This window comes from Streptomyces sp. CA189 (assembly GCF_056428985.1).
Genome location: NZ_JBWJVM010000054.1, coordinates 1 through 20,416, shown reverse-complemented (window position 1 = coordinate 20,416; position 20,416 = coordinate 1). Strand labels below are relative to the sequence as shown.

Annotated in this window: 23 protein-coding genes and 1 pseudogene; 10 read left to right on the top strand and 14 right to left on the bottom strand. The window is 69.5% G+C overall.

Translation table 11 applies throughout. From position 1 onward, the window contains the following. The first annotated feature begins 218 nt into the window (after positions 1-218). The 3 genes from AC061S_RS30640 to AC061S_RS30630 all read left to right on the top strand — a co-directional run bounded on the left by AC061S_RS30640 (position 219) and on the right by AC061S_RS30630 (position 1,840). Complete coding sequence (locus AC061S_RS30640; protein WP_478689129.1) at positions 219-575, top strand: ArsR/SmtB family transcription factor; 357 nt, start codon at positions 219-221, stop codon at positions 573-575. 143 nt (positions 576-718) lie between these two features. After that, positions 719-1,606 (top strand): permease, encoded by an 888-nt coding sequence (locus AC061S_RS30635; protein ID WP_478689128.1) that lies wholly within the window; start codon positions 719-721, stop codon positions 1,604-1,606. A gap of 60 nt (positions 1,607-1,666) precedes the next feature. Then, on the top strand, positions 1,667-1,840 hold the full coding sequence (locus AC061S_RS30630) for a hypothetical protein (protein ID WP_478689127.1): 174 nt from the start codon (positions 1,667-1,669) through the stop codon (positions 1,838-1,840). 99 nt (positions 1,841-1,939) lie between these two features. Here AC061S_RS30630 and AC061S_RS30625 read toward each other — a convergent pair whose 3' ends face one another. Then, a complete protein-coding gene (locus AC061S_RS30625) occupies positions 1,940-2,389 on the bottom strand; it encodes a recombinase family protein (protein ID WP_478689126.1) in 450 nt (149 codons plus the stop codon). 86 nt (positions 2,390-2,475) lie between these two features. Between AC061S_RS30625 and AC061S_RS30620 the strand changes: the two genes are divergently transcribed. From AC061S_RS30620 to AC061S_RS30610, 3 genes are all read left to right on the top strand, one after another. Then, positions 2,476-3,123, top strand: a complete 648-nt coding sequence (locus AC061S_RS30620) for a GTP cyclohydrolase II (protein WP_478689125.1) — start codon at positions 2,476-2,478, stop codon at positions 3,121-3,123. A gap of 14 nt (positions 3,124-3,137) precedes the next feature. Next, positions 3,138-3,917 carry a dioxygenase family protein gene (locus tag AC061S_RS30615; protein WP_478689124.1) on the top strand — a complete coding sequence of 260 codons (780 nt, stop codon included), beginning with the start codon at positions 3,138-3,140 and terminating at the stop codon, positions 3,915-3,917. A gap of 87 nt (positions 3,918-4,004) precedes the next feature. After that, positions 4,005-4,292, top strand: coding sequence for a DUF2218 domain-containing protein (locus AC061S_RS30610; protein WP_478689123.1), 288 nt, complete (start codon positions 4,005-4,007; stop codon positions 4,290-4,292). Positions 4,293-4,492: 200 nt separating this feature from the next. Here AC061S_RS30610 and AC061S_RS30605 read toward each other — a convergent pair whose 3' ends face one another. After that, complete coding sequence (locus AC061S_RS30605; protein WP_478689122.1) at positions 4,493-5,272, bottom strand: nuclear transport factor 2 family protein; 780 nt, start codon at positions 5,270-5,272, stop codon at positions 4,493-4,495. 214 nt (positions 5,273-5,486) lie between these two features. Between AC061S_RS30605 and AC061S_RS30600 the strand changes: the two genes are divergently transcribed. Then, the gene (locus AC061S_RS30600; protein WP_478689121.1) at positions 5,487-5,864 is read left to right on the top strand and encodes a VOC family protein; all 378 of its coding nucleotides are present in this window, start codon (positions 5,487-5,489) and stop codon (positions 5,862-5,864) included. Between the two features lie 22 nt (positions 5,865-5,886). On the opposite strand, the gene AC061S_RS30595 is transcribed toward AC061S_RS30600, so the two are convergent. The 6 genes from AC061S_RS30595 to AC061S_RS30570 form a co-directional block, all read right to left on the bottom strand. After that, positions 5,887-6,354: a nuclear transport factor 2 family protein gene (locus AC061S_RS30595; protein ID WP_478689120.1), complete on the bottom strand. Its 468-nt coding sequence runs from the start codon at positions 6,352-6,354 to the stop codon at positions 5,887-5,889. A gap of 104 nt (positions 6,355-6,458) precedes the next feature. After that, positions 6,459-7,895, bottom strand: a complete 1,437-nt coding sequence (locus tag AC061S_RS30590; RefSeq protein WP_478689119.1) for a glycosyltransferase family 87 protein — start codon at positions 7,893-7,895, stop codon at positions 6,459-6,461. Positions 7,896-8,001: 106 nt separating this feature from the next. Beyond that, the gene (locus AC061S_RS30585; protein ID WP_478689159.1) at positions 8,002-8,625 is read right to left on the bottom strand and encodes a TIGR04282 family arsenosugar biosynthesis glycosyltransferase; all 624 of its coding nucleotides are present in this window, start codon (positions 8,623-8,625) and stop codon (positions 8,002-8,004) included. Between the two features lie 5 nt (positions 8,626-8,630). Next, complete coding sequence (locus tag AC061S_RS30580; protein ID WP_478689118.1) at positions 8,631-9,341, bottom strand: glycosyltransferase family 2 protein; 711 nt, start codon at positions 9,339-9,341, stop codon at positions 8,631-8,633. 205 nt (positions 9,342-9,546) lie between these two features. After that, positions 9,547-9,810 carry a hypothetical protein gene (locus tag AC061S_RS30575; protein ID WP_478689117.1) on the bottom strand — a complete coding sequence of 88 codons (264 nt, stop codon included), beginning with the start codon at positions 9,808-9,810 and terminating at the stop codon, positions 9,547-9,549. 579 nt (positions 9,811-10,389) lie between these two features. Beyond that, a complete protein-coding gene (locus AC061S_RS30570) occupies positions 10,390-11,445 on the bottom strand; it encodes an NAD-dependent epimerase/dehydratase family protein (protein WP_478689116.1) in 1,056 nt (351 codons plus the stop codon). 150 nt (positions 11,446-11,595) lie between these two features. On the opposite strand from AC061S_RS30570, the gene AC061S_RS30565 reads away from it, so the two are divergent. Further along, positions 11,596-12,141 (top strand): DoxX family protein, encoded by a 546-nt coding sequence (locus AC061S_RS30565; protein ID WP_478689115.1) that lies wholly within the window; start codon positions 11,596-11,598, stop codon positions 12,139-12,141. A 15-nt stretch (positions 12,142-12,156) separates the two neighbouring features. After that, positions 12,157-12,558: an Rv1678 family membrane protein gene (locus AC061S_RS30560; protein ID WP_478689114.1), complete on the top strand. Its 402-nt coding sequence runs from the start codon at positions 12,157-12,159 to the stop codon at positions 12,556-12,558. Between the two features lie 471 nt (positions 12,559-13,029). Here the strand turns inward: AC061S_RS30560 and AC061S_RS30555 are convergent, their stop codons facing one another. The 5 genes from AC061S_RS30555 to AC061S_RS30535 all read right to left on the bottom strand — a co-directional run bounded on the left by AC061S_RS30555 (position 13,030) and on the right by AC061S_RS30535 (position 18,496). Next, on the bottom strand, positions 13,030-13,920 hold the full coding sequence (locus AC061S_RS30555) for an amidohydrolase family protein (RefSeq protein ID WP_478689113.1): 891 nt from the start codon (positions 13,918-13,920) through the stop codon (positions 13,030-13,032). Further along, the gene (locus AC061S_RS30550) at positions 13,917-15,551 is read right to left on the bottom strand and encodes an isovaleryl-CoA dehydrogenase (protein ID WP_478689112.1); all 1,635 of its coding nucleotides are present in this window, start codon (positions 15,549-15,551) and stop codon (positions 13,917-13,919) included. Before AC061S_RS30550 ends, AC061S_RS30555 begins: the two co-directional genes overlap by 4 nt. Further along, on the bottom strand, positions 15,535-16,149 hold the full coding sequence (locus tag AC061S_RS30545) for a TetR/AcrR family transcriptional regulator (protein ID WP_478689111.1): 615 nt from the start codon (positions 16,147-16,149) through the stop codon (positions 15,535-15,537). Before AC061S_RS30545 ends, AC061S_RS30550 begins: the two co-directional genes overlap by 17 nt. Before the next feature lie 716 nt (positions 16,150-16,865). Beyond that, complete coding sequence (locus AC061S_RS30540; protein WP_478689110.1) at positions 16,866-17,360, bottom strand: class I SAM-dependent methyltransferase; 495 nt, start codon at positions 17,358-17,360, stop codon at positions 16,866-16,868. Next, the gene (locus AC061S_RS30535) at positions 17,357-18,496 is read right to left on the bottom strand and encodes a group II intron maturase-specific domain-containing protein (RefSeq protein WP_478689109.1); all 1,140 of its coding nucleotides are present in this window, start codon (positions 18,494-18,496) and stop codon (positions 17,357-17,359) included. The genes AC061S_RS30540 and AC061S_RS30535 overlap by 4 nt, the downstream gene beginning before the upstream one ends. A 212-nt stretch (positions 18,497-18,708) precedes the next feature. Here AC061S_RS30535 and AC061S_RS30530 point away from each other — a divergent pair, with 212 nt between their 5' ends. Continuing rightward, positions 18,709-19,977 carry an IS701 family transposase gene (locus AC061S_RS30530; protein ID WP_478689108.1) on the top strand — a complete coding sequence of 423 codons (1,269 nt, stop codon included), beginning with the start codon at positions 18,709-18,711 and terminating at the stop codon, positions 19,975-19,977. A 38-nt stretch (positions 19,978-20,015) separates the two neighbouring features. On the opposite strand, the pseudogene AC061S_RS30525 reads toward AC061S_RS30530, so the two are convergent. Then, positions 20,016-20,294: pseudogene (locus tag AC061S_RS30525) on the bottom strand (reverse transcriptase/maturase family protein); the annotation flags it as partial. Positions 20,295-20,416 lie beyond the last annotated feature (122 nt).

Here is a 20,416-nt window from a genome sequence, read left to right as displayed (position 1 = left end):
GGTGATGGGATCCGGGTTCGGCTGCCTCGACATCGCTCCACCCCCGCGGCCGCACGGCACGGAAACGGCCGACGGTGATCATTCCCAACCCGGCGTGCCCCGCGCAGGGAACTGGGCAGCGGAGTCTGGTGTGTGGCGGTGTGGCCGCGGCAGCACCAATCGACTTCATAAACAGCATTCGCTGCTGATAGGCGTATTTGCTGATGTTATGGGGGGTCATGACTGCGACTCTTCCCGTCGCGGTGACCGATCCCGCGACCCTGCTCTCCGAGGGCGATCGGGCCCGCCTGCTCGCCCCGAAGTTGCGGGCGCTGGGAGATGAGACCCGGCTGACGCTGATGCTGCTCATCGCCGAGCGCCCCCGCACGGTGAGGGAGCTGCAGGAGGCCACCGGGCTGAGCCAGACCCTGCTCAGCCACCATCTGGCCCCGTTGCGGGAGCAGGAGCTGATCAGCTCGAAGCCGCGCGGGCGGAGCAACGTCTACTCGCTGTGCTGCGGCGAGCTGGGAGGCCCGGTGCAGCTGCTGGCCAGCCTCGCCGCGCAAGCCCCCGAAGGCGCGGTGTCCTGCCAGTGATCCACGCAGACGATTCCGGCCCGCACACCCACACGCCGTAACCGGGCCCTTCCACATCCCATAGCCGAGCCCACTCTCCCCGCCAGCACGCGAGCCGGCAGGTCGACTCAGTGCGCTCCGCAAACCCCAAGGTGCACCCCCCCATGAACCAGGTCATCGAGGTCGCCAAGACCTTCGCAATCATCACCGGAGAGCTCGTCGCACTCTTCATCGCGATCACCTTCCTCGTGACGCTGCTGATGCGCAGGATCGGCCCTCACAAGCTCGCCTGGCTCGGCGGCGGCCACTTCAAGGGAATTGCCAAAGGCGCCGTCTTCGGCGCCGTGACTCCCTTCTGCTCCTGCTCGACGATCCCCGTCCTCGCCGGAATCCTCCGCGCCGGAGTGCCGTTCTCGACCGCTGTGGCCTTCCTGATCGCCTCACCGATCCTGGATCCGCTCGTCTTCGTGGCCATCGGCGCCCTGTTCGGCTGGGGGATGGCCACCAGCTTCACCGCCGTCGCCGCCGTCGGCACCTTCCTCATAGCCCACGGGATGCACCGCGCCGGATTCGCCGACCAGGTCAAACGAGTCCGCGTCGCGGGCGGCAAGGAAGACGAACACGTGCCCTGGCAGGGCCTGCGCGCCGAACTCCCCGGCGCCTGGCGCGCCTCGGTGGAGGAGCTCAAGCCCATGGTCAAGCCGATGCTGATCGGCGTATCGATCGGCGCGATCATCTACGGGGCGGTGCCTACCGACCTGATGGCCGCTGTGGCCGGCGATGGCAAGTGGTACGCGATCCCCCTCGCTGCCCTGATCGCCATCCCCCTCTACATGCGGGCCGAGACCGCCCTGCCCATCGGCTTCGCCCTGATGGAACGCGGCATGAACCTCGGCGCCGTCTTCGCCTTCGTCATCGCCGCGGCCGCCATCAGCCCCCCCGAACTCACCCTGCTCACCAAGCTCTTCAAGCCCAAGCTCCTCACGACCTTCGTGGCCTCGATCTTTGCCCTGGCCCTGGCCGGCGGATTCCTGGTCCCCATGATCGCCTGACCCGCACCGCACGCCCCCACCCCGCATTTCAAGTACACCCATCAAGGAGACGACGACCCCATGAGCACCAAGACCGGCCTCTTCGGCAAGCTGTTCGGCAAGCCCGACAGCCAGGACAAGCCCGACTGCTGCGACGTCCAGATCATCGAAGAAGACGACACCGAAACCCAGCCTCAGAAGAACACGACAGCCGCAGGGAACAGCGGCAGCTGCTGCTCCACTTCGGCTGGCTGAAGCCAGCCCGGCTCGCAGCATGGGATGGCCCCCTCGGCAGAGGGGGCCATCCTGGCCTCCGCGCCGCGACCGGGTTCGCGGCCAACCCATGGCCACCGCTCAGGCGCGGCCCCGCAGAACCCGGCACAGACCCGTGGTGGGCTCAGCGCTCTCCGAGCCACCCCAGAGCGACAAGTGGGGAAATCCGAATATCCCCATCACGGAGAACAGTTCGGCGAGGTCGGCGATGGTGTGCCCGCCGCTGCGGTGCTCTTTGACGAGGTGGGCCTGCTGGCGGGCCGACAGCTTGGGCTGCTTGCCACGCAGCTTCCCCTTGGCCTTCGCCACCGCCATCCCCTCGCGGGTCCGCATCCGCAGGAGGTCGACTTCGAATTCGGCGAAGGTGGCCAGGATGTTGAAGAACATCTTGCCCATCGGGTCGGCCGGGTCGTAGATCGAGCCGCCCAGCGACAGCTTGACGCCGCGGGCGGTGAGGGAGTCGCCGATGTCACGGGCATCGGGTACCGAGCGGGCGAGGCGGTCCAGCTTCGGGACGACGAGGGTGTCCACGCCAACCCAGGTTGTTCAAATTTGAAGAACAGAGTACGGTCCCAATGTGGTTCGATTTTCAACTACTCAGTGGAGTGGAGCCTGATATGACCGAGACCCCGGCCGCCACAGTGCGTACGCGCGTGCGGGTGCCGCTGAGCTTCGGCGACGGATACTCCGTGGACGCGGAGCTGGTCACCTTCCACGGCCTCGTGGACGGCCGGGAGCACCTGGCCGTAGTGCTGGGCAGCCCGGGCGCGGCCCAGGTGCCGCTGGTGCGCCTGCACTCCGAGTGCCTGACCGGTGACGTGTTCGGCTCCGCCCGCTGCGACTGCGGCCCGCAGCTGCGCGAAGCTGTCGAGCGGATCGCCGAGCGCGGTGGCATCCTGCTCTATCTGCGACAGGAGGGCCGCGGCATCGGCCTCTACAACAAGCTCGACGCCTACGCCCTGCAGGACCAGGGTCTGGACACCTACGCCGCGAACACCGCGCTCGGCCTGCCCGAGGACGCCCGCGACTACACGCCCGCGGCCCAGATGCTCACCGTGCTGGGCGTGGAACAGCTGGACTTGCTCTCCAATAACCCGGACAAGGCCGCGCAACTGGGGAAGCTGGGCATCCTGGTCCGCGACCGTGTACCCACGGGCGTGTTCACCACCGACCACAACCTGCGCTACCTGCGCGCCAAGGTCGAACACACCCGCCACACCCTCACGCTCGCCGGACCCGCCGCCCCGGCCGCGTCGGCCCTCTGAAAGGGGAGAACGCAATGACCACCACGCCGGCGCGGATGCCCGCGCTCTACCTCTCCCACGGCGCCCCGCCGCTCGCCGACGACCCGCTGTGGCCAGGGCGGCTCGCCGCCTGGTCCGCGGAACTGCCCCGGCCGAAGGCCGTGCTCATGGTCTCCGCCCATTGGGAGGAAGCACCCCTCGCCCTCGGCGCTACCACCACCGTCCCGCTGGTCTACGACTTCTGGGGCTTCCCCGAGCCCTACTACAAGGTCCGCTACGAAGCCCCCGGGGCCCCCGCCCTCGCCGACAGCGTCCGCAAACTCCTGCGTGCCCCCGGCACCCCCGTCCAGGACATCCCCGACCGCGGACTGGACCACGGCGCCTACGTCCCTCTGGTCGAGATGTTCCCCGACGCCGACATCCCCGTCCTGCAGATATCCATGCCCACCCTGGACCCGGGCCGGCTCATGGAGATCGGCCGCAAACTCGCCCCGCTGCGCGAGGAAGGCGTCCTGATCGTCGGCAGCGGCTTCTTCACCCACAACTTGGCCGCCCTCAACCGCCACAACCAGGTCACCTCCGTCATGGCCGAGTTCGACGACTGGGGCCGCCGAGCCCTGGAGACCCAGGACATCGATGCCCTCCTCGACTTCGAACACAAGGCCCCCGCCGGAAAGCTCGCCCACCCCCGCACCGAGCACTTCGCCCCGCTCTTCGTCACACTCGGCGCCGCCCACGAAGAACTCGACGCACAGCGCGCCGTCATCGAGGGCTTCTGGATGGGCATGGCCAAACGCTCCCTCCAGTACGGCTGACCCACACACCAGCCGCCCGGCCACGGCACGGTTCACGGTCAGGGCAGGCCCATCCACCCCATCCCAGCACCACCACCGGAGAACCCCATGGCCTCGTCCGTCGCACACGTCCCGACCACCGCGGCCGCCCGCTACGCCAAGCAACTGGCCGCCCACCTCGGCAGGAAGATCCCGGTGAAGGAACTCCCCGACGGCGCGGTCCGCCTGACCCTCCCGTTCGGAGAAGGCACGCTGACCCCGGAGCCGGAGCGCCTGGTCCTGCACGCCGAGGCTGCGGACGACGACGCCCTGGCCCGCCTGCAGGACGTACTGGGCAGCCACCTCGAACGATTCGGCCGACGCAACGAACTGAACGTGACCTGGCGCACCCCATGACCGCAAGGAAGCGACACCCTGCGGGAGGCCGTCACCCAGGCCGAGATCAACGCTGACCGACGTCACGGGCAACCGCGGCCGCCCGGTCGAGATACAACGGTTGTCCGCCCACCCACTCGCCGCCAACAACAAGAACAGAGGAGCCCACGGGGCGAGGGCAGCACCGGCAGCTGGCAGCGGCCTCCTCTCCGGGCCGAAGGTCAGAACTTGCCGCTGTTCTTCGCCGCCGCGGCGGAAGGAATGGGCTCGGCGTTGTCCCAGTGCTCGACGATCCGACCGTCCTCCAGGCGGAAGATGTCGAAGACCGCCATGGGGGTGCCCGCCCAGTCGACCTCGCTGAGGGTGACGACGAAGTTGCCCTGGCCGATCAAGCGGTGCACCTTGGTGTACGTCAGCGGCTTTCCCGCGGCTGCCAAGGCTGCGGCGAAGGCACTGAAGCCCTCGATGCCGTCGGCGACTTCGGGGTTGTGCTGCACATACTTGTCCGGCGAGATGTACGCGGCGATGTGCTGGGTCTGTCCGCCCTGCAGGACCTCGGTGATGAACTCCGCGACCTTCCGTTTGTTCTCCTCGGTCCGGTCGAGGTCGGTGAGCTCCGTAGCGCCGTCCGTTTGGGTGTGCCCCGACGGGCTGGTCCGGCCGCCGGCCGCGATGGTGTCCCAGTGCTCGACGATCCGGCCGTCCTCGTCGGTGTCGAACAGGTCGGCGGTCACCCATCGGGTCGCCCCGCCCAGGGTCTGCACCACGTGCAGGAAGACGTACGGGTCGTCCTCGAGCGCTCGCACCACCTGGATCTCCCGTACCGGATTCCGCGCGAGGAACGGCTCGAAGAACGCGAGGAAGCCCTCCTTGCCGTCGGCGACGCCCGTGCTGTGCTGCGTGTACCGGTCGCCGACGTATCGGTGGAGAGCCTCTCGCGCGTTTCCGTCGCGGATCCCGTCCAGGTAGAGCCCCCGCGCGTTGTCCATTCTCACTGTCATGAGCGCCATCATGGAGGCGCTACCGCAACCCGTGCGCCTACGACACGGGGCGACGACACGCAGGCAGCAGCGCGCCATCAGTTCCGCAACCACAACGAGTTCCACGACTCCCGCCGTCCGCGCGTGCCGACCCGAAGCCTGATAGGCGAGCACCATTTACCACGAGCCGATCCGTTCGGAGCGGTCTCGGTTCCCTGCCCTGAGGAGGACTTGCATGGCGATCGAAGGGGTTTCCCCCTACCTGCGGTACGAGGACGCGGACGCGGCTCTCGACTGGATGGAGAGGGTCCTCGGTTTTACCGACGCGGTCCGCTGGCGCGATGATTCAGGGCGGACATTCGAGGCTGACATCCATGCGGGTGTGACGAAGATCGGGGTCAGCGGCGGCGGGTTGAACGACGAAGGCAAGAATGCCCTGTTCATCGTGCACGTGGACGACGTCGATGCGCATTTCGAGCTGGTCCGGGCCGCATCCGGCATGGAGCTGGACGCTCCGGTGGATCAGCCGTACGGGCCGCGGACCTTCACGATCACCGACCCCTGGGGGTATAAGTGGAGCTTCTGGCAGGGCGAGGCCACACCACCCCGGTGATCGCCGGTGCGCCCCTGCGGTTTCATGGGGTCGTCGACGTCGTCGCTGTCAAATCCGGTGCCGCCGCCGTGATGTGGCTCAACAGGCACAGCCAGCGGCCGTCCCGCTTCACGAACACATCCGACGTCCACTCGTCGGCGTCGAACCGACGGCCCCCGTAATGGGCGGTGTTGGTCATCCGCACACTGAGTACCGCGGTGTTGCCGTGAACCCGGACCCGGGCCCTGCTGACGAGGTCCATAGCCGAGTGCGTCAGCTGCCCGGAGGCGACGAACCCGAGGAACTCGTCCCTGGAGGCGATGCCGGACTCCGAGACGATGGCCCAGTCGTCGGTCATGAAGCTCGCGATCCGCGCCGCATCGTTGGAGACGATCGCCTCGGCCCACGCCTCCGCGACGGCGGTGAGGTCCGCTTGGACCGCATCGTCGACGCCGTCCTGAGTGGCTTCGTCCGCCGGACCGGTCGGGTCTCCGCTGTGGTTCTCGGCCATGACTCGATGCTAGGCCCTGTCCGGGCCCGATGGCCTGCGGAGCAGCACCGTGACCTTCGGCGGGCGGTGTGCGAGGGCCGCGAGAACAGTCGTTTGGCTGCCCGTCACCTGGCCGGCTGGCCGCCGCCACGGGTGTGGATCCGCCGGGCGCGTCGCAGCGCCCATCCGGCGAGTACGGCAGCCGCGGCCACCGCATAGGCGGTGGTTGCCACCGTGGTCCAGTCGCCGAGCGCCCGGCCCGTGACGTAGGTAGCGGCTCCCGCCAACGCGATGCCCAGCCACTCCCAGCGGCCGTCGAGGGCGACCAGGGCGACGAGCAGCAGCGCGTACCAGGAGTAGCCCGGCGTCAACAGAAGGAACGCCGTTCCCGTGACCAGCAGGCCGCCGCTCCAAGGGCGCTCAGGATCGCCGTGGCGCAGGACGTGCCACACGACGGCCAGCAGGCCGACCGCCGCGGCGGGCAGAGCCCAAGGGTCGGGCATGACCAACTGGAGCAGGGCGTAGCGGTTCGTACCCGAGGGGGTACCGGCGTAGCCCTCCTCCTCGACGTAGCCACCGAGGTAGCCGAAGACCGACCTCTCGGACAGCAGTGCGTACGGTAGATAGACCATGGCGACCACCACGGCCGTCAGGAGCAGTACGCCCGCCGCGTCCCGGACCCGCCGTACTCCGGACAGCGCGCCGGGCAGCACCAGCGCGGGCAGCAGTTTGGTCGCTACGGCCGCGCCTAGCAGGGCGCCGCCCGCGATCCGGTGGCGGGTGACGATCCCGAGCGCGACGACGGCCAGAAGCACGCCGAGGACGTCGGCGTGCGCGTTGTTCACCGCTTCGACGGGCACGGCCGGGCACCAGGCCCAGTACGCGGCCCACCGCACATTGCCGCGCCGGCGCAGCAGCAGGAGCAGCACGGCCGTGGTGCCGAGGGAGAGGAGCGCCCCGCCGATCTGTAGCGGCTTGTGGCGGGCCCCCTCCGGGGACAGGGCGTGGACCAGGAGGAAGTAGCCCTCGGCGACAGGTGGATAGATGGTGTGCACCTGCGGCCGGTTGATGCGCGTGCAGTGACTGACGCCGGCCGGAGCGGGGATACGTGCCAGGTCCGGATGTCGGCATGCGCTGCCGGTGGGGAAGAGCCAGCCGTCGCGCAGCCCGGCCAGTTGCGGGGCTGCGGGCGCGTGGTCGTAGGGGGAGATGCCAGCTGCCTGGACACGACCGTCCCAGGCGTAGCGATAGGAGTCGGTACTGGTGCGCGGGGGAGCGGCCAGCCCGGTGGCGGTCACCGCGATGCCGCCGACCAGCAGCAGCACCACGACGTGCCGGACGGGAACCTTCCGCAGCGACCACACCGCGGCCGCGAACAACAGCCAGGACGCCGCGTACCACCAGGACAGTCCGGCCGGATCCCAGTGGTATCCGTCCTTGCGGACGGTCAGGACGAGGGCAGCGGTCAGGGCGGTCAGCCGGAGAGCGGTACGGACGGTGGGCGGGTTGATCACGGGTTCGCAGCTGCCGTCCTTCTTGGTCGGCCTGCCTGGCGCCTGCACCGTTCGATCGACTGGCAGGCGGCGTCGTCGGGTCCTGGCGAGCGAGGATGAGCGACGCGGCGTACCCGTGCGCGTGCCGGACCGGGGCGCGGTGTGATGTCGGCGGTCATCGCGGCCTGGCCGGCGTCAAGGAGGCCAGGGCGGAGGCGAAGCGGGTGTGCGGGGCCTCGGCCGCCACCGCCAGAGCGTCGGCGGCTGTGTCGACATCGCGCAGCACCTGCAGTTCGCGCACCGTCAGACCGGCGTCGGTCAGCCGCCGCCGTTGCTGGGTACCGGTGTCGGGCACGTCCATCGGCACGCCTCGCAGAAGCGCCGGATCGGGTTCGGCGAGTCCCAGCGCCCAGAAACCACCATCGGCCGCCGGGCCGAACCAGGCGTCGCAGCCCCGCCACGCGTCCTCGGCCAGCGCGGGCGCGAGGATCGCGGGGGTGATGTGCGGGGTGTCCATGCCAATCAGGACGGCTGGACCGGTACAGAGTCCGAAAGCCGCGGCCAGCCGTTCGTCCAGCCGGCCCCGCCCCTGCGGCGCGACCTCGATGCCGGGCGGCAGCCAGGGGCCGGGCGCCCCTTCCAGGACCAGCAGACGCCGCTGTACGGGGGCCGCGAGCATGGTTTGCAGGGAATCGGTGAGCATTGCCTCGGCCAGGAGGGCCGCCTCCTGGGGCGTGTAGGGCGGAGTGAGCCGGGTCTTCACCCGCCCTGGCAGCGGTTCCTTGGCGAGGATGAGCATCGTGGTCACCGCGCCCCCGCCCCACCCGATGCAGGGACGGTCAGCGGTGGCTCCGAGAGCACCGCGCGCATGTCGTGCACCGCCTGCCAGGTACCGCGCCAGGTACCGGTGACCTTCGACCTCCCGGCCCGCGGAAGGTAGGGGACGTCGAGTTCGCTGACACGCCAGCCCGCGTCGGCCGCGCGTACGACCATCTGGAGCGGGTAGCCGCTCCGTCGGTCAGTCAGACCGAGGCCGAGCAGCGGCTCACGCCGGGCGGCGCGCATGGGCCCCAGATCGTGCAGGCGCAGTCCGGTGCGCCGGCGCACCATCCGGGACAGGGCCAGGTTCCCGGCCCGAGCGTGAAGGGGCCAGGCGCCGTGCCCCTGCGGCTGGCGCCGTCCCAGCACCAGATCGGACTTCCCGCCGGCCACCTCCCGTACGAAGGAGGGAAGCAGCCCGGGGTCCAGGGAGGCGTCGCAGTCGCAGAAGCAGACGAACTCGGCCTGCGCCGAGAGCAGCCCCGCCTGGCAGGCGGCGCCGAAGCCACGTTCCGGCTGGGAGACGACCGTGGCGCCGAGCGCGGCGGCGATCGCGCCAGAGCCGTCGCTGGAGCCGTTGTCGACGACGATCGCCCTCCACGCGGGCGGGATGCGCCCCAGCACCCAGGGCAGGGCGCGCGCTTCGTCCAGGCAGGGCAGGACGACGTCCACCGTCGTCGTATCCGGGTCGGTCACATCCTTACCGTACTAACCCAAACTGCATATTCGGGACTTTCTGCCCTCGCGCATCGGAGACGTCGACCCCGGCTGTCGTCGACTACGAGCCGCGAACTCGCCCAGAACGCGGCGGGTACGCCTCCGACGCCCGCCGGGCCATGACCGAGGAACGTCCACTCGAGGCCCCGGTCCCGCAGTGCCCCGGCGCGGTGGCGGTGGATCTCTATCCGCCGAGCAGTCGGGATGTGATCAGGTACTTGGCTTGCTCGGACAACTCCGTGCGCCGGGCCTGTTCGTCGGCGATCTCGATTTCCTTGCGCAGCGCCAGCTCGGTGCGCAGCACCGTCGTCCTTGGGGCCAGCACCCGCTGGCCGGGCTTCTCGGTGAACTGCTGCAGTTCTCCGGCGATGGCATGGGCATCGTCGGATGTTCCACGACGCAGGGAGAGGAACACTCGGGCGAGCCACTGAGCGGGGATCTGCACCATGAAGTCAGCAGTGTGGTTTCACCGGTTCCTGGTACCGCGCCGCGCCCCACTGGCTCTCGATGGGTGGCCGACTACAGGATCCCTGGGCCGGCTCCCCGCCCTCGGGCGACGTGACTGGCTTCGAGGGTCGAGGAGACGGCCGCCACGCCCGCCGTTCCCGAACGGCCACGACACCCGACGGGCACTCCCATCAGACACCATCGACACCCGCTTCTCCCCCCTGCCACGCGGCTTCAGGAACGATTCCGGCGACTGCGCCGTCGCACCGACCAACCCTCTACCGTCACCTTGTCAAGGCGCCTGGCCAGCTCCCGAAGACCGCACCGCGGGGCCCATCGGCGGGACTTTCGCGCCGCTCGCACCGGGGCGTACGAACCGCGCGGAGTGCAAGGCTCGGGCTGAGTTTCGCGGTCACCACGGTTGAGAGGGGCGGTCCCCATCGTGACCCTGACGGATGAGTTCGGCGCCGCTGGGGCAACAGTCGGCTTCGCTCTCGGGCGGCGGGGCACCGCGTTTCGAGAAGGGGGCGACCGCGGCCGACCGGCGATGCGAAACGCGGCCGCCGGTCGTGCTTCGAGATCATGCTCCGCGCAGTTCGCTGCGTGCGAACTCCGCCATCCCCTCGGCGAGGCCGCCCTCTGCCCGCCAGCCCAGCTCGCTGGTGAGACGGGCGGAGGACGCGGTGATGTGCCGTACGTCCCCCAGCCGGTACTCACCCGTGACCACTGGTAGTGGGCCGCCGTGAGCCGATGCCAGTGCCGTGGCCATCTCCCCGATTGTGTGTGGTTCTCCGCTGCCGGTGTTGAAGACCGTCAGGACGCCCGGCCGACGGCCCGCGAGGGCCTCCAGCGCTACCATGTTCGCTGCGGCCCCGGCCCTCACGTGTACGAAGTCCCGCCGTTGCCCGCCGTCCTCGAAGACCCGCGGCGCCTCGCCCCGGGCGAGCGCCGACCGGAAGAACGAGGCCACACCCGCGTACGGGGTGTCGCGCGGCATCCCCGGCCCGTATACGTTGTGGTAGCGCAACGACACGGCCCGCCCGTCACTCGCGCGCGCCCACGCTGCGGACAGATGTTCCTGGGCGAGCTTGGTCGCGGCGTACACATTGCGAGGATCGGTGGGCTCGTCCTCATCGACCAGCTTGGGCAGCAGCTCGCCGCCGCAGTCGGGGCATGTGGGCTCGAAGCGCCCGGCATCGAGATCCGCGGGCGCCCGAGGCCCCGGCCTGACCCGTCCGTGCCGCGGGCAGTCGTAGCGGCCCTCTCCGTACACGACCATCGACCCCGCCAGCACCAGGTCGCGGACCCCGGCCTGCGCCATGGACGTCAGGAGGACGGCGGTACCGAGGTCATTGCAGCTCACGTAGTCCGGCGCGTCGGTGAAGCCCTTACCGAGGCCCACCAGGGCTGCCTGATGGCAGACCGCGTCCACGGTGTGCAGTACTCGGATGAGCGCCTGTCGGTCGCGGACATCCGCGTGGATCCAGTCCACGGCGGCGACGGGCCGTACGGCGGCGGCCGTATGGGCCGTGGGAAGCAGTGCGTCGAGGACGACGGGTTCATGGCCGCGCGTGGCGAGCGCGGTCACGATGTGCGACCCGATGAAACCCGCTCCTCCGGTGACAAGTGCACGCATACCGGGACGCTAGGCGATGCGGCGCCTTGCTGCCCGGGTGCGCGCCGGGATGACAGCCCCTGCGGCTTGCCGAGCGGGTACCGGCGTGAGTGGATGGATGTACGGCAGATGATTCCTGAGTTCCTGGAGCAAGATCAGAGGTCGTTCGGCATGGCCGTCACTAATCGGTTCTCGGCTCCTGAGCCGCTGGGCTCGTCCCGCGTCTCCCGGGTGCTGTTGGCGGTTTGCCGGGTCGTGGTCGCTCTGCTGTGGATCCAGAACCTTGCGTGGAAGCGCCCGCCGGACTTCGGGAACAAGAGCGACCCCCCGCAGGACCTGTACGCCTGGACCCTGAAAGGGGTCGACAATGAGGTCTTCGCGCCGTGGGCGTGGCTGGTCGAGCATGTGATCATTCCGAACTTCGCGGTGTTCGCCTGGGGCGCCTTCGCGATCGAGGCGTGCCTGGGCGCGTTCCTGCTGGTGGGCCTGGCCACCCGCTTCTGGGCGGCGGTCGGGCTGGTCCAGACGACCGCCATCCTGTTCTCCGTGCTGAATACCCCGCACGAGTGGTTCTGGTCGTACTTCCTGATGTACGCCGTGCACCTGGCGCTGCTGGCCACCGCCGCCGGACGCGCCTACGGCGTGGACGGCGCCCTGCGCCCCGTATGGCGGCAGCGGGGCGGCCGGCTGTCGCGGCTGCTGCTCGCGGCATCGTGAGAGTGAGGCACTTCGATGCGGACTCAGCGATCCACGATCGGCCGGACGGCCGCCGGCCTGGGCATCGGCGCCGCGGTGAGCAGCGTCCTGGCTATCGCAGACGGCCCGCCTTGGGGGCTCGTTGAGCTGGGTGGTGCCGGGACTCTGGTGCTGCTGCTCCTGGCAGCGGCGGCCGTGGCGGCGGGCCTCTCGGGGTTGCGTTTGCTGATCGCTCTGGCCGGGGCGGGTTTCCTGGTGGCCTCCGTCCTGCAGCTGGTGCAGATCGGCTGGACCGGTGCGAACCTGCTCGGGGGCGACGGTTCCACCGTCGCCCTGCTACTCGGGTTCGCCGTGGGCCTGCTCGCCCTCGGCCTCACCCCCGTACCCGACGGCCCCGCTGCCCCCACTCCCGTCAGGGGAAGGCACGATCCCGCATGAACGTCGACAGTCTGTTGCAGCCGGTTCTGGCCGCCGCCACGGAGCACGCGCCCGCCGTTGACGCTGAGGGCCGGTTCTCAGCCGAAGCAGTATCCGCCTTGCGTACCTCCGGACTGCTGGGGTTGACGCTGCCAACAGGCGACGGCGGGCTGGGAGCCGGACTGGATCCGGCCGGGAAATCGCGAGTCATCCGCAGCCCCTTCAAGGACGGGTGGGGTGAAGGTGAAGTTCGTGGGCCTCGGCCGTTCCGGTCCTGCGCCCGCGACGTCACAGGGGCGTTCGGGAGGAGCGCCGAGGAGCTCCTACCTGCGGCGCAGGAGGCGCGCGCCGGTTCTGCCCCGCGTTCGCGGCCAGATCACGGCCGACTGCCGTAGAGGTCGAAAGTATGCCGCGGCGCCGCGGGGGTCGGGCCCCGATCCGCACGCCCGTTGCGAGCATTCACCTTCCTGGTCGGGGGCCGGTCGGGTGCCGTCAGGTTCCTGGTGGGTGCAGGGCGAACGTCCGGGCCGCGTTGTCGTGGCAGACGGCGCGTAGCCAGTCGTCGCCGAGGTCGAGGCGGGTGAGTGCGCGCAGCGCGTGGGCATAGGGGTAGGGGATGTTGGGGTAGTCGGTGCCGAGCAGGATGCGGTCCTGGAGGTCGCGCAGGCGGGGCAGCTCGTGGTGGGGGAAGGGCGCGTCCCGTTCGGCCATGTCGGTGAAGGTCATGGTGGTGTCGAGCATGATCTGGGGGTGGCGGGCTGCGAGGTCGAGGAAAGCCGCGTAGTCGGGATGGCCCATGTGGGCGATGATCAGGCGGAGCCGGGGATGGCGTTCGAGGAGCTTGTCCATGGGTGCCGGGCCGGTGTGCCGGCCGGGGGCCGGGCTCGAGCCGCAGTGGATGACAACGGGCGTGCCGGTGTCCTGGAGCAGGCCCCAGACGCTGTCGAGGAGCGGGTCGTTGGGGTCGTAGTCGCCGACTTGGAGGTGGGCCTTGAAGACCCGGGCGCCCGCCTCGACCGCCTGCTGGACGTACGTCGCGGCGCCGTCCTCGGGGTAGAAGGTGGCGGTGTGGAGGCAGTCGGGTGTGCGGGCGGCGAAGTCAGCGGCCCAGGAGTTGAGCCAGTGCGCCATGTCCGGCCTGTGGGGGTAGATCATCGCGGTGAAGGCTCTGACGCCGAACGCCCTGATCCGGGCCAGTCTTTGGCCTTCGTCCATGCGGTAGGTGATGGGCCAGGGGCGTCCGGTGAGCGGGCCCGCCGCGTCGAAGTACTGCCAGACCTTGGTCATGACCGGTTCGGGCATGAAGTGGGTGTGTACGTCGATCAGGCCGGGCAGGCCGAGGTCCTGCCAGAACGCGGTCACCTGGCCGATGTCGTCCGTCATGCGATGACCGTTCGGGCGCGGTCGAGGATGGCCGCCGTGTCGACGCCGGTCGGCAGAGTGCCGAACGCGTGGCCGTGTTCGCCGCCGAGCCGGGAGGCGCAGAAGGCGTCGGCGACCGCTGCGGGGGCGTGGCGCTGGAGGAGGGAGCCCTGGAGGGCGAGGGCCATGGTCTCGGTGAGCCGCCGGGCCCGGAACTCGATCTCGGCGGGGTCCGCCAGCTGCTTGTGGAGTCCCGCGGCAGCCGCGTCCAGGTGCCGGTTGGCGCCTGCTGCCTGACCTACTTCTTCGAAGAACGCCTCGACGGTTTCCGGCTGCCGGGCCATGGCGCGCAGCGAGTCCAGCGCGGCGACGTTTCCCGAGCCCTCCCAGATGGAGGAGAGCGGGGCCTCCCGGTAGAGGCGGGGCATGCCGGATTCCTCGATGTAGCCGTTGCCGCCCAGGCATTCGAGGGCCTCGGCGGCGTGCGCGGGGGCGCGCTTGCAGACCCAGTACTTGGTCACCGCGAGCCCCAGCCGGCGGAGCATGGCTTCGTCGGTGTTGCCCGCAGCGACGCGGTCGGTGGCGCCCGCAAGCCGCAGGGCGACGGCGGTCGCGGCCTCGGATTCGAGGGCGAGGTCGGCCAGGACGTTGCGCATGAGGGGCTGGTCGATGAGGGCCTTGCCGAAGGCGTGGCGGTGGGTGGCGTGGTGGACGGCCCGGACGAGGCCGAGGCGCATGCCGGACGCCGCACCGAGGACGCAGTCGAGGCGGGTCATGTTGACCATCTCGATGATGGTCGCGACCCCGCGGCCCTCCTCACCGACGAGCCAGCCGAAGGCCTCGTCGTACTCGATCTCGGCGGAGGCGTTGGAGCGGTTGCCCAGCTTGTCCTTGAGGCGCTGGAGCAGGAGCCGGTTGCGGCCGCCGTCCGGCAGTATCCGGGGCAGCAGGAAGCAGGACAGCCCCCCGGGCGCCTGGGCGAGGGTGAGGAAGACGTCCGACATGGGGGCGGAGGTGAACCACTTGTGGCCGGTGAGGCGGTAGGTGCCGTCGCCTGCCGGGACCGCCGTCGTGGTGTTGGCGCGGACGTCGGAGCCGCCCTGCTTCTCGGTCATCGACATGCCGGCGATCAGGCCGCGCTTGGTGTCGGGCTGCCGCAGTCCGAAATCGTAGGTGCGGGCGGCGAGCAGCGGCTCCAGCCAGCCGGCGAGGTCCGGGGCGGCGCGCAGCGCGGGGACGGCGGCGTAGGTCATGGACACCGGGCAGGTGTGGCCGGCCTCGACCTGGCCCCATACGTAGAACTTCGCGGCGCGCGCGACATGCGTGCCGGGCCGGTCGTCCCGCCAGGGCGCGGCGTGCAGACCGTTGCCGACGGCGATGCTCATCAGGTCGTGCCAGTGGGGGTGGAACTCCACCTCGTCGATCCGGTGGCCGTAGCGGTCGTGGGTGCGCAGCACGGGTGGGTTCTCGTTGACCAGGCGGCCCCACTCGGCTGCCTGTTCGGAGCCGGCGAGGACACCGAGGCGGTGGACGTCGGGGGTGGCCCATTCGGCGCCCTCCCGGGCGATGGCCTCCAGCAGGGCCGGATCGGCGGCCGCGTCGTATCCGTGGTGCGGCGGCACCTGGTTGGTGACCTCATGCGTCTGCGGCATCGTGTCCTCCTAGGGCACGCAGGGTGAAGGTGATCAGAGCCGGGATGACATCGCCCGTCGCCGCGTCGCCGTCCGCCAGCGGTCCGACGAGGGCCTCCGCAATCGCACCGACCAGCGCGGCTCCCGTCAAGTCAGGTGACTGCGGAGGCAGTTCGCCGGCAGCCACCCCGGCGGCGACCGCCTGCGCGAACACGTCGCGGAACGCCCGGCGAAAGACGAGCCGTTCGGTGTCCACGGCCGGGTCGGCGGGTTCGGCCAGCAAGGCGAAGGCGCGGCGCGGGGCCTGCAGCGCCCGGGCGGCGAAGACCTCGACGGCGGCGGCGACGCGCTGCGCCGCAGTGCCGGGACGGTCCGCCGCGGCGGCGACCGCCTCGACCTCCCGGGCAACCAGGGTGCGGAAGAGTGCGGCTGCCAGTTCGGACTTCCCGGAGAAGGACTGGTAGACGCTCCCGGTGGAGATGCCCGCCTCGGCGGCGATGGCCGCGACCGAGCATCCGGCGTACCCCTCTCGGGACAGCAGGCGGACAGCGGCCTCCAGTACCTCGTCGCGGCGGGCGTCGAGACGGGCTTGTACGGCGGGCGGGCGTCGGTAGGGCATACCAAGAATTGAAGCATTGATTCAATGCTTCACGCCAGCCCCTGTACCGCCACCATCCGGACCGGGTTTGTGGCTGCCGCCGCCATAGGCGCCTGCACGCCCGCGCTCAACCCGCCCGTGTCGTCCAGAGCCGATTGCCGTGCTGGAGCGCACGCTGCGCAAGGACCGCACCGAGGTCAGCGCAAGGACGGGGAGCGTTCAGCTTCATCTCCCCGCACTTCCGCCCCCGGCGACACCTGATGACAGCCCGGAACTATCGAGAAGAGATGACCACCCGCTTCACCGTCTGGAAGACGGTTACCGGCGTGTCCACGATGAGCTGAGCCACAGCGGACACCGCGGACAGGCACACCCCGATCCGGCACAAGCCGCCCACGACCCCGCCAAGTTGACAACGCCGTGCGGACGGCTGTGACGGAGAGGGAAGCGGCCACCCCTGTCACAGCCGTCCGGTGGCGACCGCGCCGGTCCGCCACCTACCGCCGACGATGACCGGTCGGAGACAGCGGGCGGGCCGCGGCACGCCGGGGACCGACCCGTACGGGTGAACGGCCGCTGCCAGAGGGGTGGAACCCGCACCGCTGCCGGTGGCGCCGCTCGGCAGAAGACGACCAGATGCCGGTGGATGTAAGGGAGCCTGCACTCCACCGGCGGCTTCCCGTCCGGTAATAGGGGGACGGGGCTGGTGAAGCTTCCCCCGCGAGACTGGGCGGCTCCTACGTGCTCTCGGTTCGGGTGTAGCGGTACCAGCCCGCCGCGGGCGCTTCGGCCGTCTGCCAGCAGTCGCCCAGGAGCGCGGTGATCTCGTCCGCGCTGATCCCGCGTGGTCCGACCCCTCGGTGCTGGGGCGGTGCGGCGCGTACGAGGAGGACGGCGCCGGGCGCGGCCAGGATGTTGACGGTGACGGCCCAGCCCAGTCGGCGTACGGCCGGGATGCCGTGCAGGCAGCCGTTGTCGAGCAGGAGCGACGTGGCACCGCAGAGGTGGCCGTCGGGGTCTACCTCTTGAGGCTCGGTCGCGTCGGCGACGCGCCACAGGACCTGCCCGCGGGGATCCTTGTGGCGGGCGGCGGAGATGGCCTCGGGTGTGTAGTCGACGGCCGTGACCTGCCAGCCGTGTTCGGCGAGATAGCGTGCCTGGCGGCCGGTGTCGCAGCCGAGGTCGACGGCCTGGGAGGGTGGCAGCGTGCTGGTCGGGTAGCCGGGGATCATTGCTGAACCCCCGGCCCCCTCAGAACCGGGCGTGCGGCTTTCACCGCACCCGGCTCAAGCACGTCCTGTGGGCTGCTCTGCGCCCTGCCCTCTTGGGCATGGCGCTGGTGATGGCACTGCGTGTGCAGGAGCACCAGATTCTTGTAGTCGTTCGTCCCGCCATGCACCCGGTGAATCTTGTGGTGCACGTTCAGGGCCTTTCGGCGCGCGTCGAACCACGCAATCCAGTCATGGACGTTGTCCGGTTCGAACTCCGCGCCCTCTACAAGATCCAGACCGCATTCCGGGCAGAGACCCTTCTGCTTCGCCGCCAGGGACTGGAGAAACTTGCTCTCCGTCTCCAACTTGCTCCGCTTGCTGGCCCTGTCCTTCCAGTACTGCGTCAGTGCCGGGTCATCCTTCGAGTGTGAGTCCATGACCGGGATGTGACGGACGATCTTCGTGTGAGCGGCCGGAGTGATATACCCCGTGTCGTCCCCGAAGATCCAACGGTTCTGACTTCCCTTGATCCGCTGTTTCCAGTAATGGTTGGCGATCCAGACCCTTCCCTTCCTCCGGTGGTTCCTGTTCGCCCACTGCCAGAGCTGGTTGAACAGAAGCCAGTCGAGGTGTTTGAAGGCATCCTTCGAGCTCCACGGCCGGTAGTACGCGGTCCACCCCCGGATGAACGAGTTCACGTGACCAATCAGTCGCTTGGTCTCGCTTCCCCGGTTGTCCCGGATGATTTCCCTGATACGTGCCGCAGCTCTCTTCATGGCGTCCTTACTCGGCCTGATGAGAGTGATTCCGTTGTCGTACCGGCGGACGTTGCCCCCCAGGAAGTCAAAGCCTTCGGTGAGATGAACGACTCGCGTCTTCTCCTCATTGAAGGCCACCCCCCTCGGTTTGAACCATTCCGTCAGCCGTCGCTTCGACTCATACGCCTGCTCCTCCGTGTGACACATGACCACGAAGTCGTCTGCGTATCTCACCAGTGCAGGGGAGTCTTCCTTGACCGCCCTGTGGGCGCCCTTCTTCCGGTAGACCACACCCGCTGCCTTTTCCATCCCGTGAAGGGCAATGTTCAGGAGAAGAGGACTGATTACGCCGCCCTGCGGAGTTCCCTCCGTGGTTGGCGCGAACCTTCCCTTGTCCATTACCCCCGCCTTCAGCCACGGCAGCTGTAGTTCGTGAGGTGTAGAGCGTCGCCGCTGGTCAGCGTGGTGGGTGGGTGCCTGTGGGTACGGGTACGGCCACCGGCATTGTGATCGTTTGTGATGACGAATCAGAACGCGGTGGCCGCAGCGGCCACGGTAGTGCACGAGGTGTGGGCCGGTTCCTTTGAGGTCCTCATGGGCCGGCTGGCCGGGTGTTTCCCTCGCCGGGAGACGCGGATGACCTGCCGGAATGTGGTCGAGGGGCTGCTGGTGGTGAAGAGTCGGCGAACTGCTGGTCGCTGGCCGAGGCGATCGGGCACGGTGGCCCGCACGTCCTGCAGCACTTCTTGTCCCGGGCCCGGTTCGACGACGCGGCGATACGCCGGTCGGCGGCGGCCTGGACGGTGGAGCAACTCGGCCCGGAGGATGTGATGTTGGTGGTGGACGAGACGGGTGATGAGAAGTCCTCCACCGACGCGGCCGGCGCGGCAAGGCAGTATTCCGGGGCGCTGGGCGGGATCGGTCTGTGCCAGGTCGCGGTGCATCTGTCCTATGTGAGCGCGGAGGGGCACGCGTTGATCGACCACCGCCTGTATCTCGGTGAGGCGTGGGCCGCCGACGACGAGCGCCGCGATCTGGTCGGGGTGCCCGAGGAGACGGGGTTCGCCACCAAGCCGCAGCTGGCCGGCGACATGCTGGCCGCCGCGCACGCCGCGGGCATCCATACCGCCACGGTCGCCGCGGACGAGGTCTACGGCGGCCGGGAGTTGCGTACCCGGATCCGCTCTCTGGGCTACGGCTACGCGATAGCCGTGCCCACCAGCCACCGCGTCACCACGCCCGGCGGCGGAAAGGAGCAGATCACCGCACTGCTGAAGCGGATACCGAAGCGGGCCTGGATGCGGATGAAGACCGGAAACGGCACCAAGGGCGAACGGCTCTACGACTGGGCGATGATCGACGTGGCCGCCGACGACACACCGCCCGGCCAGGATGCCGGGCACAGTCACGTCCTGATCCGGCGCCACCGCCGCAGCGGCACCCTCTCCTTCTACCGCACCTGGCACACCGCCCAGCAGCCGATATCCATGCTGGTCAGCACGGTCTGCCGCCGCTGGCGCGTCGAAGAGGACTTCCAAGGAGCCAAGGGCCTGGCCCACCTCGACACCGGCCAGACCACCTCCTGGACCTCCTGGCACCGCTGGACCCTCATGTCGATGATCGCCTACGCGCTCCTCGCCATCGGCACCCTCCACGAACGCCGGCGCACCGCAGGCAAGCCCGCCGACGAAGACGACATGGTGCCCATCAGCCCACGTGAACTCCTCGCCCTGCTCAGGACCTTCACCCTGCCCCGGCCCCGCCAGGACACCGACCCCGCACACGCCCTGCGCTGGTCGAACTGGCGACGCCATCACCAACACCGCGCGACGGCCTGCCACCGCCGTTGGAACGAGACCACCGCAGCAGCCACCACATGATCACGAACCCCGCGCGTCACGAACTACAGCTGCCGTGTCAGCCATCCCAGGATCATTTCCCTTCCGGGGAACTTTCCGAGAGATGTCATCAGATGCTGGTGGCTGATGCCGTCGAACGCCGCCGAGAGGTCGGCGTCCAGCACCCACACCCTGTGAGCCTGCTTCTTGCCAGCGATCTGGTAGATCGCCGCCATCGCGTCGTGACAACCCCGTCCGGGGCGGAAGCCGTAGCTCCTCGCCTCGAAGCGGGCCTCCCACTCGGGCTCCAGAGCGTTCTTGACCCTGGCCTGCTGCACCCGGTCACGGATGACCGGCATGGTGGCTTCATACTGCCCCTCCTGCTGTGAGTGTTCGGGTTGTGTGGTCGAATTTCGTGCTCTGGGCGGCGAGTTGGAGACAGATGGCCTCGTTGTCGCTGGTCCAGGGGATGCTGAGGCGG

What these genes read in the sequence shown, in the direction of transcription:
- AC061S_RS30640 (WP_478689129.1), top strand. Translation starts at nt 219, where the DNA reads ATGACTGCGACTCTTCCCGTCGCGGTGACCGATCCCGCGACCCTGCTC.
- AC061S_RS30635 (WP_478689128.1), top strand. Translation starts at nt 719, where the DNA reads ATGAACCAGGTCATCGAGGTCGCCAAGACCTTCGCAATCATCACCGGA.
- AC061S_RS30630 (WP_478689127.1), top strand. Translation starts at nt 1,667, where the DNA reads ATGAGCACCAAGACCGGCCTCTTCGGCAAGCTGTTCGGCAAGCCCGAC.
- AC061S_RS30620 (WP_478689125.1), top strand. Translation starts at nt 2,476, where the DNA reads ATGACCGAGACCCCGGCCGCCACAGTGCGTACGCGCGTGCGGGTGCCG.
- AC061S_RS30615 (WP_478689124.1), top strand. Translation starts at nt 3,138, where the DNA reads ATGACCACCACGCCGGCGCGGATGCCCGCGCTCTACCTCTCCCACGGC.
- AC061S_RS30610 (WP_478689123.1), top strand. Translation starts at nt 4,005, where the DNA reads ATGGCCTCGTCCGTCGCACACGTCCCGACCACCGCGGCCGCCCGCTAC.
- AC061S_RS30605 (WP_478689122.1), bottom strand. Translation starts at nt 5,272, where the DNA reads ATGACAGTGAGAATGGACAACGCGCGGGGGCTCTACCTGGACGGGATC.
- AC061S_RS30600 (WP_478689121.1), top strand. Translation starts at nt 5,487, where the DNA reads ATGGCGATCGAAGGGGTTTCCCCCTACCTGCGGTACGAGGACGCGGAC.
- AC061S_RS30595 (WP_478689120.1), bottom strand. Translation starts at nt 6,354, where the DNA reads ATGGCCGAGAACCACAGCGGAGACCCGACCGGTCCGGCGGACGAAGCC.
- AC061S_RS30585 (WP_478689159.1), bottom strand. Translation starts at nt 8,625, where the DNA reads ATGCTCATCCTCGCCAAGGAACCGCTGCCAGGGCGGGTGAAGACCCGG.
- AC061S_RS30575 (WP_478689117.1), bottom strand. Translation starts at nt 9,810, where the DNA reads ATGGTGCAGATCCCCGCTCAGTGGCTCGCCCGAGTGTTCCTCTCCCTG.
- AC061S_RS30570 (WP_478689116.1), bottom strand. Translation starts at nt 11,445, where the DNA reads ATGCGTGCACTTGTCACCGGAGGAGCGGGTTTCATCGGGTCGCACATC.
- AC061S_RS30565 (WP_478689115.1), top strand. Translation starts at nt 11,596, where the DNA reads ATGGCCGTCACTAATCGGTTCTCGGCTCCTGAGCCGCTGGGCTCGTCC.
- AC061S_RS30560 (WP_478689114.1), top strand. Translation starts at nt 12,157, where the DNA reads ATGCGGACTCAGCGATCCACGATCGGCCGGACGGCCGCCGGCCTGGGC.
- AC061S_RS30555 (WP_478689113.1), bottom strand. Translation starts at nt 13,920, where the DNA reads ATGACGGACGACATCGGCCAGGTGACCGCGTTCTGGCAGGACCTCGGC.
- AC061S_RS30550 (WP_478689112.1), bottom strand. Translation starts at nt 15,551, where the DNA reads ATGCCGCAGACGCATGAGGTCACCAACCAGGTGCCGCCGCACCACGGA.
- AC061S_RS30545 (WP_478689111.1), bottom strand. Translation starts at nt 16,149, where the DNA reads ATGCCCTACCGACGCCCGCCCGCCGTACAAGCCCGTCTCGACGCCCGC.
- AC061S_RS30540 (WP_478689110.1), bottom strand. Translation starts at nt 17,360, where the DNA reads ATGATCCCCGGCTACCCGACCAGCACGCTGCCACCCTCCCAGGCCGTC.
- AC061S_RS30535 (WP_478689109.1), bottom strand. Translation starts at nt 18,496, where the DNA reads ATGGACAAGGGAAGGTTCGCGCCAACCACGGAGGGAACTCCGCAGGGC.